The following is a 17,232-nucleotide window of genomic DNA, read 5'->3' as shown; positions in this document are numbered from 1 at the left end:
TTCGACGCGCTCCATAACTGCGGGCATGGACACCCTCGTCAGCGCCCCGTTCCGTGACGCCCGCTACGCGCCGCGCGCGCTGGAGGTCGAACATCGCGGGCAAGCGCTGATCCTGCGCAACCCCATGCCCTATTCGGATGCGGTGAAGACCGTCACCGCCCCGCTGGCGCGCTGGGCGGCTCAGGCGCCCGACCGCGTCTGGCTGGCCGAGCGGATCCCCGGCCAGGACGGCTGGCGGACGATCACCTACGGCGAGGCCGCGCCGCGTATCGCCGCCCTGGCCGGCGGGCTTTCCGCCCTGGGCCTGTCGCGCGGCAAGCCGCTGCTGATCCTGGCCCGCAACGGGATCGACCACGCCCTGATCGCCTATGCCGCCATGCGCCTGGGCGCCCCGGCCGCGCCGGTGTCGCCGCAGTACGGCCTGCTCGGCGCCGACCTGTCGCGCCTGGCCCAGGCGGTGGAGCGGATCAAGCCGGCGGCGGTCTATGTCGACGACGCGGCCGCCTTCGCCGGAGCGCTGGACCATCCCGCCATCGACAGCCTGCCGGTCATCGCCAGCCGCAATCCGCGCCCCGGCGACCAGCCGTTCGAGGCGCTGCTGGCCAGCCCGCCTGCGCCCGACGTCGCGACGGGCGAGGACGTCGCCAAGCTGCTGCTGACCTCTGGCTCGACCGGCCGGCCCAAGGCGGTGATCTGCACCCACGCCAACATCGCCCTGAACGCCGCCCAGATCGAGGCCTGCTACGCCGATCCCGACCCGCCGGTGCTGGTCAACAGCGCGCCCTGGAGCCACAGCCTGGGGGCCAACGCCATATTGCACATGGTGCTGCACCGGGGCGGGACGCTGTACATCGACACCGGCCAGCCCGTGCCGGGGCGTTTCGCCGAAACGCTGCGAAACCTGCGCGAGGTCTCGCCGACCTATCACAACATGGTCCCGGCCGGCTGGGGCCTGCTGGTCGGCGAGCTGGAGCGCGACCGGCAACTGGCCGAGACCTTCTTCAAGCGCGTGCGGGTGCTGCAGTACGGCGGGGCGGCCATGGCCCAGTCGATCCTCGACCGGGTGCAGGCCGTAGCCCTGGCGACGACCGGCGAGCGGATCACCTTCGCGGCCGGCTACGGGGCCACCGAGACCGGGCCGACGGCCTGCAACATCCACTGGCTGAACGCCCGCTCAGGCATGGTCGGCCTGCCCACGCCGGGCACGGCGGTGAAGCTCGTGCCGGCCGGCGAAAAGCTGGAGATCCGGGTCAAGGGCCCGCAGGTCTCGCCCGGCTATCTCGACCAGCCCGAAGCCACCCTCGAGGCCTTCGACGAGGACGGCTTCTACCGCCTGGGCGACGCGGCGCGGCTAGCCGATCCGCAGGATCCTTCCGCCGGTCTCGTCTTCGACGGACGGCTGGTGGAGAACTTCAAGCTGGCCAGCGGGGCCTTCGTGGCGGCCGGGGCCCTGCGGGTGGCGGCGATCTCGGCGATCGGCGGGGCGGCCAGCGACGCCGTGGTCTGCGGCGAGGGTCGCGACGGGGTCGGGCTGATGCTGTTCCTGGAGCCGCGCACCTGCGAGGCCCTGGGCGGCGACGCGGCGGCGAAGGCGGCCGTGCGCGCGGGCCTCGAACGTTTCAACGCCGGCGGCAAGGGCGGCACGGGCAAGGTCGCCCGCGCCCTGATCCTGCCCGGCGCCCCCGACGCGGCCAGCGGCGAGCTGACCGACAAGGGCTATATCAACCAGGCCCTGGCCCGCGAGCGGCGTCCGGTCGAGATCGAGCGGTTGTTCGCGGCGGCGCCGGATGAAGACGTGATGGTGTTTGGGTAGGGCAAGGCGATCCTCCCCCTCTGGGGGAGGTGGCCCAGAGGGCCGGAGGGGGTCTGCACCGCCGTTGGCGGTCCCCCACAGTCGCTCCGCGACAGCTCCCCCAGAGGTGGAGCATCTGAAGGTTGGAAGGAAACGAGAATGAACGGCGCCGACGCCCTGATCACCACCCTGGCCGACAATGGCGTCACCGCGTGCTTCGCCAATCCGGGCACCAGCGAGATGCAGTTCGTCTCGGCCCTGGACCGCGAGCCGCGGATGCGCTCGATCCTGTGCCTGTTCGAGGGCGTGGCGACCGGGGCGGCCGACGGCTACGGCCGGATCGCGGGCAAGCCGGCCTGCACCCTGCTGCACCTGGGGCCGGGCTACGCCAACGGCGCGGCCAACCTGCACAACGCCCGGCGGGCCTTCACCCCGATCGTCAACGTCGTGGGCGACCACGCCACCTATCACCGGGGGTTCGACGCCCCCCTCAACAGCGACATCGCCGCCCTGGCCGCGCCCAACTCGCTGTGGGTCAAGTCGGCCGAGACCGCCGACAGCGTCGGGCCGCTGGCCGCCGAGGCGATCACCGCCAGCTACGGAACCCCGGCCGGCAACGCCTGCCTGATCCTGCCGGCCGACGCGGCCTGGAACGCAGCCACGGTGCACGGCGGCGTGGCGGCGATCCCCTCGCCCACCGCCCCCGACGCCGAGGTCGTGACGGCGCTCGCCCATGCGGTGAAGGCGGCCAAGGCGCCGGTGCTGCTGCTGGGTTCGGAGGCCTGCCGCGAGGCCGGGCTCGCCGCCGCCGGGCGCCTGGCCGCCCTGGGGATCCGGGTGCTGACCGACACCTTCACCGCCCGCCAGGCGCGCGGCGAAGGTCGCTTTCGCCCCGACAAGCTGCCCTATTTCGGCGAGCAGGCCCTGAAGGACCTCGACGGCGCCGACCTGATGGTGCTGGTCGCCACCGAGCGGCCGGTGGCCTTCTTCGCCTATCCCGACCGGCCCAGCGTGCTGGTTCCCGAACATTGCGGGCTGGAGACCCTGTGCGGGCGCGGGGCCGACGCGGCCGCCGCCCTGCACGCCCTGGCCGACGCCCTGGAGGCCCCGGCGACGGGGCCGGTCGAGGCCTACGCCCCGCCCGCCGCCCCGGCCGGCAAGCTGGACGCCTGGGCCATCGGCGCGTCCATCGCCCGCCACATGCCAGCGGGCGCCGTGATCTCCGACGACGCGGTGACCGCCGGCCTGCCGATCTTCACCCAGACCCGCGCCGCCCGCGCCCACGACTGGCTGTCGCTGACCGGCGGCGCGATCGGGCAAGGCATCCCGCTGGCCATCGGCGCGGCTGCGGCCCGGCCGGACGCCAAGGTCCTGGCCCTGACCGGCGACGGGGCGGGCATGTACACGGTGCAAGGCCTGTGGACGATCGCCCGCGAGCGGCTCGACGTCGTGGTCGTGGTCTTCGCCAACCACGTCTATCGCATCCTCGGCATCGAGCTGGGACGAACGGGCGCCGGCGCGGCGGGACCGGCGGCCAGCAAGCTGCTCGACATCGGCGACCCGCGCATCGACTGGGTGGCGGTCTCGCAGGGGCTTGGCGTGCCGGCCGAGCGGGTCGAGACGGCCGAAGCCTTCGACGCGGCGTTCGCGCGGGCGATGGCGGGGACGGGGCCGCGGCTGATCGAGGCGGCGCTTTAGGGATGCCCCCTCACAAGGAACCTCCCCCCGTGGGGGAGGTGATCGCGAAGCGATCGGTGGGGGGAGTGTCTGCGAAATCGGCCCAGTCAGCGGAAGCTGAAAACGGCCCCCCACCGGCCTTCGGCCGCCTCCCCCACAGGGGGAGGTTCCGCTGCGCTCGCCCCCCCCCCCCGGCCCTCCGGGCCACCTCCCCCAAGGGGGAGGATCTAAGGGCGCCGCGCCAAGGAGATGCTCCCCCTCTGGGGGAGCTGTCGCGGAGCGACTGAGGGGGTCTTCACCCACGAAAAAACCCGCCGGGATCGCTCCCGACGGGCTTCTTCAGAGCTCTAAAAAGCCCTTACTTCTTCACGTTGGTCGGCAGCTTGCAGCCGCCGCCGACGCCCTTGGCCTGCAGGCAGGACAGGAGTTCGTTCGGCTTGGGCGAGGCCTGGCCCAGCGGGTAGGACAGCACCCAGCCCGGCAGGCCGTCGGCGCAGGCGACTTCGACGAAGCCGCTGGTGTCGGTGCGGCCGATGATGCGGGCGGCCGAAACCTCGCAGCTGGCCTTGTTGTAGGCCTTCAGGTCGGCCCACAGGCGCGGGAACGAAGCGTCCGGCTTGGTGAAGCTGCAGCGATAGCCGTTGAGCTCCGAGGTGACGCAGTCATAGACGCGGTTCTCGGTCGGGGCGAACACGCCGATGCCGCCGTCCGGACGGTTCGAGCACTTCAGTTCGACGACTTCCTTCTTGGGGTCGTCGCTGGGCAGCAGGCCGTACTTCTCGACCTTGCAGTCGAAGCCGGCCTTCTTGGCCAGGCTGGTGTAGAGGCCGGCCTGCTCGGTCTTGGCCGCGCGGCTGTCGGTCAGGGTGCATTCGGCGCCGCCCGGGGCGTTGGCGCAGTCGATGGCGCGGGCCAGGGCGCCGGTCGCGGCGGTCTGCTGCAGCACGTAGCCCTTGCCGTCCTGGCACGAGACCTCGAAGTAGTTGTCGGTCTTGGTGCTGAGGATGTAGCGCTTGTCCTTCACCGCGCAGCCGTTGTTGGCGGCGGCGCTCAGGGTGTCGGCGATCTGCAGCTGGGTGGCGCGATCGGTCAGCTTGCACGAGATGTTGCCGGTCTCGTCATACAGCAGGCAGCTGTTGGCCAGCGTGCCCTCGAGCTTCATCGGCACCGGGATCTGGACGATGTAGCCGGCCGCGCCCTTGCAGGCGACTTCGAAGAACGAGTTGTTGTTGCCGGTGCCGATGGCGCGAGCGTTCTGCAGGTCGCAGGCGGCGCCGGCCTTGGCCAGGTAGGGCTTCAGGCCCTGCTTGGGATCGGCGTTGGCCGGCAGCAGGCACTTCAGGCCGCTGTCCTTGCCGTCGGCGCCGACCGCGGCGGTCTCCAGGCAGTTGTAGGCCTGCGGGGCCGCGTCCTTCTTGGCCACGACGGCGTAGCCCATGCCTTCCTGGCAGGCGACTTCGTAGTAGGAGGTGTTGGTCTTCTTGTCGGCGCCGATCAGGCGGGCGTCCGACACCTGGCAGGCCACGCCGGCGGCGGTGACCAGCGGCGGCGCATCCTTCATTCCGGCTTCACGCGACTTGGCGTCGACGGCGGCTGCTGCGGCGGCGGGCTTGGCATCCTTCGGCGCCGAGAGGACGGCGGCCGGAACGAGCACGGCGACCGCGAGGGCGGCCGTCAGGCCGATCGCGAATGGCCTCATGTTGGTAGTCTCCTGGGGGTGAATTCCTCGCGGCGGACTTAAGCGCCCGCTTGCATCTAGGGTCAAGATGTCGTCCGACAGGGGCGCAATCATGGCGCGGCTTGGCCATAAAAAATGGGCTACAGGGGAGTGGAACGGCGATGAGCGACGGGTTCGAGGAGGCCGCCGGCGACGCGGAATCACCGCGCCGGCCGCGCCTGGCCTATCCGTTCGAGGTCGAGCCGGAGCCCGGTTCGGGCCAGGCGGTCGAGGTCGCGCCGGGCGTGCTGTGGCTGCGCCAGCCGCTGGGCGGCTCGCTGGGCTTCATCAATGTCTGGGCCCTGGCCGATGGCGAGGGCTGGACGATCATCGACACCGGCATGGCCACCAAGGAGACCAGCGCCGCCTGGAAGGCCGCCTTCGCCGGCTCCCTCGAAGGGCGGCACGTGACCCGGGTGATCGTCACCCACCTGCATCCCGACCATGTGGGCCTGGCCGGCTGGCTGACCCGCCGCTTCGACTGCCGGCTGTGGATGACCCGGCTGGAATACTTCCAGTGCCGGATGCTGGTCGCCGACACCGGCCGCGAGGCGCCAGAGGACGGCGTGGCCTTCTTCCGCGCCGCCGGCTGGGACGAGGCGGCCATCGACAACTACAAGGCCCGCTTCGGCGGCTTTGGCCGCATGATCCACGCCCTGCCCGACAGCTATCGGCGGATCGAGGACGGCGAGACCTTCCGCATCGGCGAGCACGACTGGACGGTGGTGACCGGTCAGGGCCACTCGCCCGACCACGCCTGCCTGTGGTGCGCCGAGCTGGACCTGCTGATCTCGGGCGACCAGGTGCTGCCGAAGATCTCGTCCAACGTCTCGGTGTTTCCCACCGAACCCGACGCCGACCCGCTGACCGACTGGCTGGTGTCGCTGGCCAAGGTGAAGGCGGCCGTGCCCGACAGCGTGCTGGTGCTGCCGGCCCACAACGCCCCGTTCCGGGGGCTGCACGCCCGCATCGACCAGCTGATCAACGGCCACGAGCGGGGGCTCGCCCGGCTGAAGGGCAAGCTGGAAGAGCCGCGCCGCGCGGTGGACACCTTCGGCGCCCTGTTCGCCCGGCCCATCGGCCCCGACCTTTTGGGCATGGCCACCGGCGAGGCCCTGGCCCACCTCAACTGCCTGATCGGGCGTGGCGAGGCGGTGCGGGAGACGGATGAGGCGGGGGTGGGCTGGTATCGGACGACCTAGAGCGACCTCAACGCGCCGGCGATTCCTTGGTCAGCTGGCCGGCGGCGATCTTCCAGTCGCCGTCCTTGGCGGTAGCGACCAGGATCAGGGCGCGCTGCAGGCCCGGCACCGGCGCGCCGTCCTTCAGGAAGTCCATGTGGAAGAAGATCGTCGCCACGTCGGGGCGCAGGAGGTGAACCTCGGGCGCGTCCTTCTTGGTGATGGTCGTCTTGGCCGCCCAGCCGCCGACATGCACCTTGGCGAATTCGGACACGATGGCTTCGCGCCCCTCGGTGCGCTCCTCGGCGATCGGCACCCAGACCGCGTCCACCTGGTAGAGCTGTTCGAAGGCCTTCGGGTCATGAGCGTTCCAGGCGGCGATGAACCGATCGGGAAGCGCCTCCGGTCCGGCCGCGTGCGCCAGGACCGGCGAGAGGGACAGAAGCATCGCCAGCGGGATAAGGCCGCGCATATCGCTCTCCGTTGCAACCTGGCGAGGATCACATGCCGCGGCGACAAAGGCGATCGGATACGGGATCCCGGCGCATCGCCGCCAAAACACCCGTTTGATATTTCGCGCGCGAAGCATATAGTCGCGCCGCCATGTCCACCTCGCCCGCCCCACCCGCAGACAAGCGCCTGTTCTTCCTGCTCGCCGCCGGCCATCGGCGGGTGCAGCGCTGGGTCGAGAACAAGCTGGCCGCCGACATGGACGGCCTGACCGCCGCCCAGTCGGGCGTGCTATTCTATCTGGGCGGCGCCGACGGGGCGCTGATCGGCGAGGCGGCCGAGGCCCTGGACCTGGCCCCCTCGGCCATGACCGGCCTCGTCGACCGCATGACCCGCGCCGGCCTGGTCGAGCGCCGGCCCGATCCCAAGGACGGCCGCGCCCTGCGCCTGCACCTGACCGACCATGGCCGCGCCGCCCGCGAGGAGGCCAAGGCCGGCCTCGCCCACCTCAACCAGCACCTGACCCAGGGCTTCACGGACGACGAGATCGCCGTGGTCGCCCGCTGGCTTTCGAGCCTGCAGACCAAGTTCCCCAAAGGAGACGCCTCCCAATGACCGAGCACGTGAAGATCGACCGCGAGGCGGGCGTCCTGACCATCACCCTGGCCCGGCCGGACAAGAAGAACGCCCTGAGCAACGCCATGTACGGCGCCCTGGCCGACGCCCTGGAAGGCGCCGAGGCCGATCCGGAGATCCGGGTCGTGGTGTTCCAGGGCGACGGCGACAGCTTCAGCGCCGGCAACGACCTGGGCGACTTCGTGGCCCAGGCCACCGGCGCCTTCACCGAGGAGCGCCACGTGTGGCGGTTCCTGAAGGCCCTGGCCAACGCCACCCGGCCGCTGGTCGCCGCCGTCCACGGCCAGGCCGTCGGCGTGGGCACGACCATGCTGCTGCACTGCGACCTGGTGTTCGTCGCCCCGGACGCGCGCCTGACCGTGCCGTTCGTCAACCTGGCCCTGGCTCCCGAGGCCGCCTCGAGCTGGCTGCTGCCGGCCCGCATCGGCCACGCCCGCGCCTACGCCATGTTCGCCCTGGGCGAGGCCGTGGACGGGACCACCGCCGCGGCCTGGGGCTTGGCCAACGCCGTGGTCCCGGTCGAAGAGCTTCGCGCCAAAGCCCGCGCCGCCGCCGACCAGCTGGCCAAGCGTCCGCTGGGCGCCCTGACCGTCACCAAGACCCTGATGCGCGACGCCGAGGCCATCGCCGCCCTGATGGACAAGGAAGGCGCCCTGTTCGCCGAGCGCCTGCAGACCGCCGAGGCCCGCGAGGCGTTCCTGGCCTTCTCCGAACGCCGCGCGCCCGACTTCAGCAAGGTGGGGTAAGGTTGGAAGATCCTCCCCCTCTGGGGGAGGTGTCGCCAAAGGCGACGGAGGGGGGCCGTTTTCAGCTTCCGAGGCGCAGGCCGGGTTCGCAAAACTCCCCCCACCGATCGCTACGCGATCGCCTCCCCCACAGGGGGAGGTTCCTCATAGCCGACAAGGATCCTCGCCATGGCCGACCGCATCGTCTCGCCCTTCGGGGCCCGCAGCACCGCCCGCGAGGTGATCGCCGGCCATGACCTCACGGGGCGCGCCGCCATCGTCACCGGCGCGGCCACCGGCATCGGCATCGAGACCGCCCGCGCCTTGGCCGAGGCCGGCGCCGACGTGGTGATCGCCGCCCGCAAGCCGGAGCTGGGCGCGCAAGCGGTCGCCGAGATCGAGCGCACGGCCGGGGCCGGCAAGGCCCGGTTCGCCATGCTCGACCTCTCCAGCCTGGCCTCGGTGCGCGCGTTCGCCGGCGCCTGGGGCGACGCGCCGTTGAACCTCTTGATCAACAACGCCGGCGTCATGGCCTGCCCGCTGGACTACACGGCCGACGGGCTGGAGATGCAGATCGGCACCAACCACTTCGGCCATTTCCTGCTGTCGACGCTGCTGGCGGAACGCCTGGTCGAGGGCGCGCAGGCCGCCGGCGTTCCCTCGCGGCTGGTGTCGCTGTCGTCGATCGGCCACCGCCGCTCGGGCGTGGACTTCGAGGACCCGCACTTCCGCCATCGGCCCTACGACAAGTGGGAAGCCTACGGCCAGGCCAAGACCGCCAACAGCCTGTTCGCGGTCGGCTTCGACGCCCGGTTCAAGGATCGCGGCGTGCGGGCCAACGCCGTCATGCCCGGCGGCATCATGACCCCGCTGCAGCGCCACCTGCCGATCGAGGAGCAGATCGCCCTGGGCTGGATCGGCGAGGACGGCAAGCCCCGCGACGGCTTCAAGAGCCCCGAGCAGGGCGCCGCCACCAGCGTCTGGGCGGCGGTCGGTCCCGAGCTCGACGGCGTCGGCGGGCTCTATCTGGAAGATTGCAAGCAGGCCGTGGCGTGGACCAAGGACAAGCCCTGGGCCGGGGTCATGCCGCATGCGCTGGACGCGGAAGCGGCCGAGCGGCTGTGGGCGCTGTCGGTGGAAACGGTCTGAACAGACGAAACCTCCCCCGTGGGGGAGGCGGCCGAAGGCCGGTGGGGGGACGTTTTCAGCTGCCGCTGATACGGCCGGCTTTGGCGACACTCCCCCCACCGATCGCTACGCGATCACCTCCCCCACGGGGGGAGGTTCCAGGCTTACCCGGCCGACAACCACCGCAGCACGTTCAGCAGGAACGCCTTGTTCTGCGGGGCGGTCGGGGCGTTGAAGCCCATCTTGCGCCCCTGGGCGCCGGCCAGTTGGGCGGTGAACATCGCCGCCTCGCCCATCACCACGACCCGGCCCTTGCCGACCTCCAGGGTCGCGCCGCGCAGCAGGCCGTCGCCGTCGTGGCGCGGGGTGTCCTTGTCGAACGCCCAGGCCTTGGCCGGCATGAGGATGGTCCACCCGCCGCGCAGCACCAGCAGGGGCTTGGCCGCCGGCGGGGCGCGGAACGACGAGCCGGTGAAGCTCTGCACCCGGTCGATCCCCGCCGTGATCGGGTGGTCGAGCAGCGAGCCGTCCTGACGCTGGAAGAATTCCGGCCCGCCGCCGGTCTTCTTGGCGAAGCCGTTGTCGAAGGAAAAGCCGAAGGCCTCGGCCAGGGGCTGGGCGCCGCCCGGGAACGGCATGTGGTCGGCGATCAGCAGCAGGCGTCCGCCGGCCTCGACCCAGGCCTTCAAGGCCGACGCCTCTTCAGGCGTATAGGCGCCGGGCGTCGGCAGGGTCCATTCACCGACGTTGCGGGGCGCCAGCGGATTGGCCACCACCAGCAGGTCGACCGCCTCCAGGCTGGCCGCCGACAATGGCGCGGTCAGGCCCGCCACCCGGTAGCCGTCGGCGCGGGCCACGGCGGCGAACGGCGCGTAGCGGCCGTCGACCGTATGAAAGTTGTTGTGGCCGCCGTCGATGGCCAGGCGCGGCCCCTGGCCCTGGGCGAAGGCGGGCCTGGCCACGCCGAGGTCGGCGGTCCGGTCGGCCTCCTGCTGGCGGGCCAGGGCCGGGCCGGCGACGAGGACGGCGGCGGTCGAGGCCAGGAACAGTCGGCGGCGCATGGTGGATCCCCCAGAGACGAGGGCCGCAAACCTACAGCCCATCGGGGCGAAGAAAAGGCCGCGGAGCGTGAGCCCCCGCGGCCTTTGTCGTCTTGCCTGAAACCGGAAGCCTTACGGCTTGGCCGGCGCCGCGGCGGGCTTGTCGGCGGTCGCCGGGGCCGGAGCGGTCGCGGCGGCCGAGGCCGGGGCGCCGGCGGCGGCCGGAGCAGCCGCGCCTTCAGCGGCGGGAGCGGCGGCGCCTTCCGCGGCCGGGGCCGGAGCCGCGCCGGCCGGCTTGGCCGCCGGCACCGGCAGGGTCGAACCCAGGCTGTGCAGGTAGGCGATGATGGCGATGCGGTCTTCCTGCTTCTTCAGGCCCGCAAAGGTCATCTTGGTGCCCGAGATGTACTTGCCCGGAGCCTTCAGGAACTGGTCGACATGATCGTAGTCCCACTGCGGGTTCTTCGAGCCGAAGTCGGTCATGGCCGACGAATAGGCGAAGCCCGCGTGCGTGCCAGGGTGCTTGCCCAGAGTGCCGTAGAGGTTGGGACCGGTGCCGTTCGGGCCGCCGGAATCGAAGTTGTGGCACGAGGCGCACTTGGCCGAGACGGCCTTGCCGGCCTCGATATTGGCCGGCAGCAGCAGCACCGAACCCCAGTCGGGCGGGACCTCGGCGGCCGGGGCGCCTTCGCCGCCGACGTCTTCCTGGACGGCGATCTCGTAGCCGGCCTTCTCGACTTCGTGCTTCTTGAAGACGATGTCGGAGGCTTCGCGCAGGCCGAAAATGACCAGGCCCGTCAGCAGCACGCCGCCGAAAATCTTGTTGAACGTCAGGTCGCTCATCTCAGCCTTGTCAGCCTCTTTTAGCCCGCCTTTTACAGGCGATGCTGATTTATGAACGCGGGTCCCCCCATGGTCTTCCCACGCGCGATGTTGCGCTTCGGTCTCTGACACGCTACCGCCCCGTGCGCAACCCGGGCGAACCGCGTTTCGCCCAACTCCGGTACGCCATGAACCCGATCGTCCTCATCCCCGCCCGCATGGCGGCGACCCGCCTTCCGAACAAGCCGCTGGCCGAGATCGGCGGCCTGCCGATGATCGTGCGCGTGCTGCGCCAGGCGCAAGCGGCCAACATCGGTCCGGTGGCCGTGGCGGCCGGCGATCCGGAGATCGTGGCGGCGGTGGAAGCGGCCGGCGGCCGCGCCGTGCTGACCGACCCGGCCCTGCCCTCGGGCTCGGACCGCATCCTGGCGGCCCTGGCGGTGCTCGATCCGGACGGCGTGCACGACGTGATCATCAACCTGCAGGGCGACATGCCGTTCGTCGATCCGGCGGTGCTGAGCGCCTGCGCCGGCCAGCTGGCCGCCCATGCCGACGCCGACATCGCCACCGTCGTCGCGCCGGAAGCCTCGGCCGAGGACCGGTCCAATCCCGACGTGGTCAAGGCCGTGCTGGCCATGGATGCTGGCGGCGACAGCGGCCGCGCCCTCTATTTCACCCGCTCGACCCTCTATGGCGACGCCACCGTCTGGCGCCACATCGGCATCTACGGCTATCGCCGCGCCGCCCTGGAGGCCTTCAACGCCGCCGCCCCCTCCCCGCTCGAAAAGCGCGAGAAGCTGGAACAGCTGCGGGCCATGGAGCTGGGCCTGACCATCCGCGCGGCGGTGGCCGCCGAGGCCCCGATCTCCGTCGACAATCCGTCCGACCTGCAGGCGGCGCGCGACCACGCCGCCAAGAACTGAAGAGCCCGATGAGCACCCTCAAGAAGATCGCCTTCCAGGGCGAGCCCGGCGCCAACAGCCACGAGGCGTGCCGCACCTACTTCCCCGACTACGAGGTGCTGCCCTGCGCCACCTTCGAGGAGGCGTTCGAAGCCATCAAGTCGGGAGCCGCCGAGCTGGGCATGATCCCGATCGAGAACTCGATCGCCGGCCGCGTGGCCGACGTCCACCACCTCTTGCCCGCGTCGGGCCTGAAGATCATCGGCGAGCGCTTCAAGCCGATCCGCTTCCAGCTGATGGCCAACAAGGGCGTGACGCTGGACACCGTGACCACCGCCGTCTCGATGCCGATCGCGCTCAGCCAGTGTCGGCATAGCCTCAAGCGCCTGGGCCTGGCCAAGGAAGGCGCGGGCGACACCGCCGGCGCGGCCAAGGCCCTGGCCGCCAAGCCCGACCCGACCCGCGCCGCCGTCGCCCCCGCCCTGGCCGCCGAGATCTACGATCTCGACATCCTGGCCCGCGACATCGAGGACGAGCGCCACAACACCACCCGCTTCCTGGTGATGACCGCCGACCCGGCCCCGCCGGCCCCGTCTTTCACCCACCGCTGCGTGACCAGCTTCGTGTTCCGGGTGCGGAACCTCCCGGCCGCCCTGTTCAAGGCGATGGGCGGCTTCGCCACCAACGGCGTCAACATGACCAAGCTCGAGAGCTACATGGAGAACGGCGCCTTCACGGCCACCTTCTTCTACGCCGAGGTCGACGGCCGCCCCGAGGACCGCAGCCTGGCCCTGGCCTTCGACGAGCTGAAGTTCTTCTCCGAGAAGTTCGAGATCCTGGGCGTGTATCCGGCGGATCCGTTCCGGGACGGCAAGTAGGGCGCCCCTTCTCCCCTTGCGGGAGAAGGTGTCGGCGTAGCCGACGGATGAGGGGTCTCTCAGACTTCAGACGCCGCGACAGCTGAACGGCCGTCGCGGCGTTTTGCGTTCGTGCGACCCCTCACCCGACCTCCTTCGGAGGCCACCCTCTCCCGCAAGGGGAGAGGGGACCTGGACAGGCCTTCTACTTTTCGCCCCCTTCAAGCCCTCCTGTAAAACAGCACCCTGCCCGTCGGCACGAGCTGCAGCAGGAGGTCGAACTCCCGCACATTGGCCGTCAGCACGGTGAGGCCCAGCTTCAGGGCCTGCAGGAACAGCACGCAATCCTGCAGCGCCTTCAGCCGCGCGTCGTCGCGATAGCCTTGCAGCCGGCACAGCATGCCGGCCAGCAGGGCGGCGCGGCCCAGCACCTCGGCGTCGGGCTCGAACAGGCGATGGTCGGGCATGGCCTTGATCTGGCGCTCGATCGCCCCGATCGCGGCGGCCGTGCGCGGATCGTCGGGCCGCAGAACCCCCACCGTGTGCATCAGTTCCTGCACGGCGACGGTCGAGTGGTTGACCTGTCGGGTCGTCACCAGAGCACGGACGAGGTCGGGCGCGCGGCCCTGCATGCGGTCGATATAGACGCAGGTGTCGAGCAGCAGCGGCGAACCCGCCAATTCGCCCGGATCGGCGAACGGCAGGTCGGCGTCCGCGCGGCGGGCCAGGGTGCGGCCCGGATCGAAGCGCGCCCAGCGGCGGGCGGCGTCGAAGTCGAAGCTCGCCACCTCAGAAGCCGAGCTTCAGGTCCGGATCCACTGTGCCCCCGACCGCCTCAAAGGCCTCGGCGAACCCGTCTTCCAGGGCCAGGCTGGCAAGGGCGAACTCCAGCAGTTCGGTGTCGGTGGAGATGCCGGTATTGGCCTTGGCCCGTGCGATGATGGTGGCGCTTAGACGGCCACCGATACGACCGTCCTTTTCAGTCAAAAGACCAGACCGCTTGGCGCTGGTCATTACGGCTTCGACGCGGGTTTCCATAAAGCGACCCGACCGCTCATCCCGAACAGCCCATGCGCCGGTAGCCGCAGCTTGCGACTGAGCGATTTTCCTCTTCACCATCGCAATACCTCGTTGGACAAATTCCGATTTCGTCCAACATACACGAAAACTGCATGGGCCTGAAGCGTCCTTCACCTTCACCCCCTGCCCGTTCCGCCCTATTCTCCCGCCCATGACCAAGCCCGTTCCCGCAGATGTCGTCTCGCGCCTGAAGTCCGTGCTGGGCGAGGGCGGGTGGAGCCAGGATCCCGAGCGGCTGGCGCCGAAGCTGGTGGAATGGCGCGGACGCTGGAAGGGCGAGACGCCGCTGCTGGTGACGCCACGCACCACCGCAGAGGTGGCCGCCGTGGTCGGGATCTGCGCGGCCGAGGGCGTGGCGATCACGCCTCAGGGCGGCAATACCGGCCTGGTCGCGGGCCAGATCCCGCAGGGCGAGATCCTGCTGTCGACCGAGAAGCTGCGCGCCGTGCGCGACGTCGACGCCCTGGACGACGTCATGGTGCTGGAGGCCGGCGTCACCCTGTACGAGGCCCACCAGCAGGCGGCGGGCGTCGGGCGGCGGTTCACGGTGGGCGTGGCCTCGGAGGGCTCGTGCACCATCGGCGGGTTGATCTCGACCAACGCCGGCGGCACCGCCGTGCTGCGCTACGGCATGATGCGCGAGCAGGTGCTGGGGATCGAGGCGGTGTTGCCCAACGGCGAGATCTGGAAGGGCCTCAAGCGGCTGCGCAAGGACAACACCGGCTACGACCTCAAGCAGCTGCTGATCGGGGCCGAGGGCACGCTGGGCGTGGTCACCGCCGCGGCCCTGAAGCTACACGCGCCCCTGGCCTCGCGGGCCGTGGCGATCGTGGGCCTGGCCTCGCCGGAAGACGCCATCCAGCTGCTGGCCCGCGCCAAGGACGAGACTGGCGGCGCGGTCGAGGCCTTCGAGCTGATGGGCCGCCTCGGCTTCGAGCTGACGGTGCGCAACGTGCCGGGCCTGCGCGATCCGCTGGACACGATCCATCCCTGGTACGTGTTGATCGAGATCGCCAGCGGCGAGCCGGGCGCGGCCGAGGCGGCGCTGGAGCGCCTGCTGGCCGGGGCCTTCGAGCGCGGCCTGATCGCCGACGCGGCGGTCGCCCAGACCGACACCCAGATCAAGGCCTTCTGGCATATCCGCGAGGGCCACTCGGCCGGCCAGAAGCCGGAGGGCGCGGTCTGGAAGCACGACGTGTCGGTGCCTGTCTCGAAGATCCCGCTGTTCATCGGCCAGGCCAATGCGGCGATCGACAAGGCCTTCCCCGGAACCCGCATCGTCGCCTTCGGCCATGTGGGCGACGGCAATGTCCACTACGACGTGCTGAAGGCCCCTGGCGGCGACGACGACGCCCATGACGCCCTGCGCGAGGACGGCGCCCGCATCGTCCACGACATCGCCGCCAGCTTCACCGGCTCGATCAGCGCCGAGCACGGCCTGGGGGCGATGAAGACCGCCGAGGCCCTGGCCTACAAGGATCCGGTGGAAGTGGCCGCCCTGCGCGCCATCCGCGCCGCGCTCGACCCGCAGCGGATCATGAACCCGCGCGTGCTGTTCTAGGGTGGCGCCGGAGCGGTCCGCCGAGGCCCTGACGGCCTTCCTCGCCGCGAGCGTCGGCGATCCGCAGACCGCCTCGCCCCGGGCGGTGCTGTCCGGCATGGTCGCCTTCTACCGCGAGGTTTCGCCCATCGGTCTGCCGGACGATCCGCCCGGCGACATGCTGCTGTTCCAGTACGGCTGCTACGACTGGGGCCAGGGCGAGACGTTCGAGCTGGACCTGACGCGGCAGTTCTCGCACGACGAAGACGGGACCCTGAGCCACTTGCACGCGACGCTGCATTTCGCGCCGAACGACGACCTGCGGGCGCTGGGCCGCTTCGACGTCTGGTGCTGGTCGCGCGGCGAGGCGGCCGAGATCCTCGAGACCGTACTGGCCAGCCTTGCCCTGGCGCTGGCGGAGGACCGGCCTACGCTGCGTCGGGCGTTCGAGTGGGACTGGGTGTAGCCGCCTTGGCCTTGCGCCGGGCGAAATAGACCGCGATCAGCGACAGCACCGCGCCGGCCGGGAAGGTGGCCTTCAGGAAGCCGTTGGCCGCGCCCGGGCCCAGGATGTTGACCGCGAAGGGCACGAAGCCCCACAGGCCGGTCGAGGGCTGCATCCAGAAGGCCCCGACGCCGACGAAGCACAGCACCGCCCAGATCACCCGCAGCTTCAGCGCCTTGGTGCGGGCGACGAAATACAGCGCCACGAGCATCGGCAGCGGCCAGGCCAGGGCGGCGATCAGGGCGAGGGTCTGGTTCATGACCCCCTCTCTAGCGACCGCCGCCGCAAGCTCAAGCCTCGGGTACGCCGGCCATCATCGCCTTCAGGGCCGCCAGGTGACCCTTCAGCGCCTTGCGGCCGGCGCCGGTGAGGGCCGCCCAGGTGCGCACCCGGCCGTCGGACGGGGTCTTGCTGACCTTCAGGTAGCCGGCCTCCTCCAGGGTCTTGATGTGCTTGGACAGCACCGATTCCGAGACGTCCAGCGCCTCGCGCAGGGTGGCGAAGTCGATGGTGTCGACGCCGGCCAGCATGCAGCAGATCTGCAGGCGGTTGGGGGCGTGGATGACCGGATCCAGGCTCGCGCTCACAGGTCGCCGCCGTCGCGCAGGTCGCGGCGGAACGCGGCCTCCCAGACGAAGCCGCCGATGGTCACGACCACCGCGACGACGGCGCCGATGACGAACGGCGCGGCGACCAGGCCCTGGTCTCGCACCAGCCAGGCCGACAGCAGCAGGGACAGCCCGGCCGCCACCGCCAGGCCGACAGCCACCCAGCGCGTGCGGCCGGCGCGATAGCCGTTGATCCACAGGCCCGTGTGACGCTTGTAGACCCCAACCAGCAGCATCAGCCCGACCAGGAACACCAGGTAGTAGCCGAGCATCAGCACGATCGGCTGGCCCTGCACCGCCACCAGGCCGCCCATCAGCAGGCCGAGGGCCGGGTGATACCAGGTCGGCGCCTTGGCGCGGCGGGCGAGGTCGGCGTTGGCCGCCTGGACCTCGGCCAGCATGCGGGCGGCCTCGGCCGGATCGACGGCGGGCGGTTGGGCGGGGCTCATGGGCGGTTCCTTGCTTTCCATGATGGAAAGCTAGACTCGACTTTCCATATCGGCAAGTGAAAACTTTCCATGTTGGAAAGTTGATGCAATCCACGCTGCCGGGTGTGCGGGCGATCACATCTT

At 70.8% G+C, this 17,232-nt stretch carries 19 protein-coding genes; 10 read left to right on the top strand and 9 right to left on the bottom strand.

Annotated features, from left to right (window positions below):
- The first annotated feature begins 25 nt into the window (after positions 1-25).
- Both I4Q42_RS21200 and I4Q42_RS21195 read left to right on the top strand, forming a co-directional pair.
- A complete protein-coding gene (locus I4Q42_RS21200; protein WP_198578084.1) occupies positions 26-1,813 on the top strand; it encodes a feruloyl-CoA synthase in 1,788 nt (595 codons plus the stop codon).
- A gap of 138 nt (positions 1,814-1,951) precedes the next feature.
- Positions 1,952-3,490, top strand: coding sequence for an acetolactate synthase large subunit (locus I4Q42_RS21195; RefSeq protein WP_198578083.1), 1,539 nt, complete (start codon positions 1,952-1,954; stop codon positions 3,488-3,490).
- 337 nt (positions 3,491-3,827) lie between these two features.
- Here the strand turns inward: I4Q42_RS21195 and I4Q42_RS21190 are convergent, their stop codons facing one another.
- Entirely contained in the window at positions 3,828-5,168 is a 1,341-nt protein-coding gene (locus I4Q42_RS21190) for a hypothetical protein (RefSeq protein ID WP_198578082.1), read from the bottom strand.
- A 140-nt stretch (positions 5,169-5,308) separates the two neighbouring features.
- On the opposite strand from I4Q42_RS21190, the gene I4Q42_RS21185 reads away from it, so the two are divergent.
- A complete protein-coding gene (locus tag I4Q42_RS21185; protein ID WP_198578081.1) occupies positions 5,309-6,388 on the top strand; it encodes an MBL fold metallo-hydrolase in 1,080 nt (359 codons plus the stop codon).
- Positions 6,389-6,395: 7 nt separating this feature from the next.
- Here I4Q42_RS21185 and I4Q42_RS21180 read toward each other — a convergent pair whose 3' ends face one another.
- Positions 6,396-6,839, bottom strand: coding sequence for an SgcJ/EcaC family oxidoreductase (locus I4Q42_RS21180; RefSeq protein WP_198578080.1), 444 nt, complete (start codon positions 6,837-6,839; stop codon positions 6,396-6,398).
- A gap of 131 nt (positions 6,840-6,970) precedes the next feature.
- On the opposite strand from I4Q42_RS21180, the gene I4Q42_RS21175 reads away from it, so the two are divergent.
- The 3 genes from I4Q42_RS21175 to I4Q42_RS21165 all read left to right on the top strand — a co-directional run bounded on the left by I4Q42_RS21175 (position 6,971) and on the right by I4Q42_RS21165 (position 9,327).
- A complete protein-coding gene (locus I4Q42_RS21175) occupies positions 6,971-7,432 on the top strand; it encodes a MarR family winged helix-turn-helix transcriptional regulator (protein ID WP_198578079.1) in 462 nt (153 codons plus the stop codon).
- The gene (locus I4Q42_RS21170) at positions 7,429-8,199 is read left to right on the top strand and encodes an enoyl-CoA hydratase (RefSeq protein ID WP_198578078.1); all 771 of its coding nucleotides are present in this window, start codon (positions 7,429-7,431) and stop codon (positions 8,197-8,199) included. Before I4Q42_RS21175 ends, I4Q42_RS21170 begins: the two co-directional genes overlap by 4 nt.
- 168 nt (positions 8,200-8,367) lie before the next feature.
- A complete protein-coding gene (locus I4Q42_RS21165; RefSeq protein WP_198578077.1) occupies positions 8,368-9,327 on the top strand; it encodes an SDR family NAD(P)-dependent oxidoreductase in 960 nt (319 codons plus the stop codon).
- A gap of 143 nt (positions 9,328-9,470) precedes the next feature.
- On the opposite strand, the gene I4Q42_RS21160 is transcribed toward I4Q42_RS21165, so the two are convergent.
- A complete protein-coding gene (locus I4Q42_RS21160) occupies positions 9,471-10,367 on the bottom strand; it encodes a DUF4350 domain-containing protein (RefSeq protein WP_198578076.1) in 897 nt (298 codons plus the stop codon).
- A gap of 111 nt (positions 10,368-10,478) precedes the next feature.
- Complete coding sequence (locus tag I4Q42_RS21155) at positions 10,479-11,189, bottom strand: c-type cytochrome (RefSeq protein WP_198578075.1); 711 nt, start codon at positions 11,187-11,189, stop codon at positions 10,479-10,481.
- A 167-nt stretch (positions 11,190-11,356) separates the two neighbouring features.
- On the opposite strand from I4Q42_RS21155, the gene I4Q42_RS21150 reads away from it, so the two are divergent.
- Together I4Q42_RS21150 and I4Q42_RS21145 are read left to right on the top strand one after the other, a co-directional pair.
- Entirely contained in the window at positions 11,357-12,091 is a 735-nt protein-coding gene (locus I4Q42_RS21150; protein WP_198578074.1) for a 3-deoxy-manno-octulosonate cytidylyltransferase, read from the top strand.
- An 8-nt stretch (positions 12,092-12,099) separates the two neighbouring features.
- The gene (locus I4Q42_RS21145) at positions 12,100-12,948 is read left to right on the top strand and encodes a prephenate dehydratase (protein WP_198578073.1); all 849 of its coding nucleotides are present in this window, start codon (positions 12,100-12,102) and stop codon (positions 12,946-12,948) included.
- Positions 12,949-13,148: 200 nt separating this feature from the next.
- On the opposite strand, the gene I4Q42_RS21140 is transcribed toward I4Q42_RS21145, so the two are convergent.
- Positions 13,149-13,715 carry a type II toxin-antitoxin system VapC family toxin gene (locus I4Q42_RS21140; protein ID WP_198578072.1) on the bottom strand — a complete coding sequence of 189 codons (567 nt, stop codon included), beginning with the start codon at positions 13,713-13,715 and terminating at the stop codon, positions 13,149-13,151.
- 1 nt (position 13,716) lies between these two features.
- Positions 13,717-13,941, bottom strand: coding sequence for a hypothetical protein (locus I4Q42_RS21135; protein WP_198578071.1), 225 nt, complete (start codon positions 13,939-13,941; stop codon positions 13,717-13,719).
- 217 nt (positions 13,942-14,158) lie between these two features.
- Here I4Q42_RS21135 and I4Q42_RS21130 point away from each other — a divergent pair, with 217 nt between their 5' ends.
- Complete coding sequence (locus tag I4Q42_RS21130) at positions 14,159-15,568, top strand: FAD-binding oxidoreductase (protein ID WP_198578070.1); 1,410 nt, start codon at positions 14,159-14,161, stop codon at positions 15,566-15,568.
- 1 nt (position 15,569) lies between these two features.
- Positions 15,570-16,013 carry a hypothetical protein gene (locus I4Q42_RS21125; RefSeq protein WP_198578069.1) on the top strand — a complete coding sequence of 148 codons (444 nt, stop codon included), beginning with the start codon at positions 15,570-15,572 and terminating at the stop codon, positions 16,011-16,013.
- On the opposite strand, the gene I4Q42_RS21120 is transcribed toward I4Q42_RS21125, so the two are convergent.
- Genes I4Q42_RS21120 through I4Q42_RS21110 form a run of 3 tightly spaced genes read right to left on the bottom strand, consistent with a single transcriptional unit; the run spans position 15,976 to position 17,109 of the window.
- Positions 15,976-16,311: a hypothetical protein gene (locus I4Q42_RS21120; protein WP_198578068.1), complete on the bottom strand. Its 336-nt coding sequence runs from the start codon at positions 16,309-16,311 to the stop codon at positions 15,976-15,978. The genes I4Q42_RS21125 and I4Q42_RS21120 overlap by 38 nt on opposite strands.
- Positions 16,312-16,342: 31 nt before the next feature.
- Positions 16,343-16,639, bottom strand: coding sequence for a transcriptional regulator (locus tag I4Q42_RS21115; protein ID WP_198578067.1), 297 nt, complete (start codon positions 16,637-16,639; stop codon positions 16,343-16,345).
- Positions 16,636-17,109 (bottom strand): hypothetical protein, encoded by a 474-nt coding sequence (locus I4Q42_RS21110; RefSeq protein ID WP_198578066.1) that lies wholly within the window; start codon positions 17,107-17,109, stop codon positions 16,636-16,638. The genes I4Q42_RS21115 and I4Q42_RS21110 overlap by 4 nt, the downstream gene beginning before the upstream one ends.
- Between the last annotated feature and the right edge of the window lie 123 nt (positions 17,110-17,232).

The organism is Caulobacter hibisci (assembly GCF_016135805.1).
Taxonomy (GTDB): domain Bacteria; phylum Pseudomonadota; class Alphaproteobacteria; order Caulobacterales; family Caulobacteraceae; genus Caulobacter; species Caulobacter hibisci.
Note: the sequence above shows the minus strand (reverse complement) of the source record. Positions and strands in the feature narration are given on the sequence as shown.

Bases quoted from the DNA above. Each gene is read 5' to 3' on its own strand.
- I4Q42_RS21180 (WP_198578080.1), bottom strand. From the start codon at position 6,839: ATGCGCGGCCTTATCCCGCTGGCGATGCTTCTGTCCCTCTCGCCGGTC.
- I4Q42_RS21120 (WP_198578068.1), bottom strand. From the start codon at position 16,311: ATGAACCAGACCCTCGCCCTGATCGCCGCCCTGGCCTGGCCGCTGCCG.
- I4Q42_RS21165 (WP_198578077.1), top strand. From the start codon at position 8,368: ATGGCCGACCGCATCGTCTCGCCCTTCGGGGCCCGCAGCACCGCCCGC.
- I4Q42_RS21135 (WP_198578071.1), bottom strand. From the start codon at position 13,941: ATGACCAGCGCCAAGCGGTCTGGTCTTTTGACTGAAAAGGACGGTCGT.
- I4Q42_RS21195 (WP_198578083.1), top strand. From the start codon at position 1,952: ATGAACGGCGCCGACGCCCTGATCACCACCCTGGCCGACAATGGCGTC.
- I4Q42_RS21200 (WP_198578084.1), top strand. From the start codon at position 26: ATGGACACCCTCGTCAGCGCCCCGTTCCGTGACGCCCGCTACGCGCCG.
- I4Q42_RS21175 (WP_198578079.1), top strand. From the start codon at position 6,971: ATGTCCACCTCGCCCGCCCCACCCGCAGACAAGCGCCTGTTCTTCCTG.
- I4Q42_RS21110 (WP_198578066.1), bottom strand. From the start codon at position 17,109: ATGAGCCCCGCCCAACCGCCCGCCGTCGATCCGGCCGAGGCCGCCCGC.
- I4Q42_RS21130 (WP_198578070.1), top strand. From the start codon at position 14,159: ATGACCAAGCCCGTTCCCGCAGATGTCGTCTCGCGCCTGAAGTCCGTG.
- I4Q42_RS21155 (WP_198578075.1), bottom strand. From the start codon at position 11,189: ATGAGCGACCTGACGTTCAACAAGATTTTCGGCGGCGTGCTGCTGACG.
- I4Q42_RS21190 (WP_198578082.1), bottom strand. From the start codon at position 5,168: ATGAGGCCATTCGCGATCGGCCTGACGGCCGCCCTCGCGGTCGCCGTG.
- I4Q42_RS21150 (WP_198578074.1), top strand. From the start codon at position 11,357: ATGAACCCGATCGTCCTCATCCCCGCCCGCATGGCGGCGACCCGCCTT.
- I4Q42_RS21160 (WP_198578076.1), bottom strand. From the start codon at position 10,367: ATGCGCCGCCGACTGTTCCTGGCCTCGACCGCCGCCGTCCTCGTCGCC.
- I4Q42_RS21145 (WP_198578073.1), top strand. From the start codon at position 12,100: ATGAGCACCCTCAAGAAGATCGCCTTCCAGGGCGAGCCCGGCGCCAAC.
- I4Q42_RS21170 (WP_198578078.1), top strand. From the start codon at position 7,429: ATGACCGAGCACGTGAAGATCGACCGCGAGGCGGGCGTCCTGACCATC.
- I4Q42_RS21185 (WP_198578081.1), top strand. From the start codon at position 5,309: ATGAGCGACGGGTTCGAGGAGGCCGCCGGCGACGCGGAATCACCGCGC.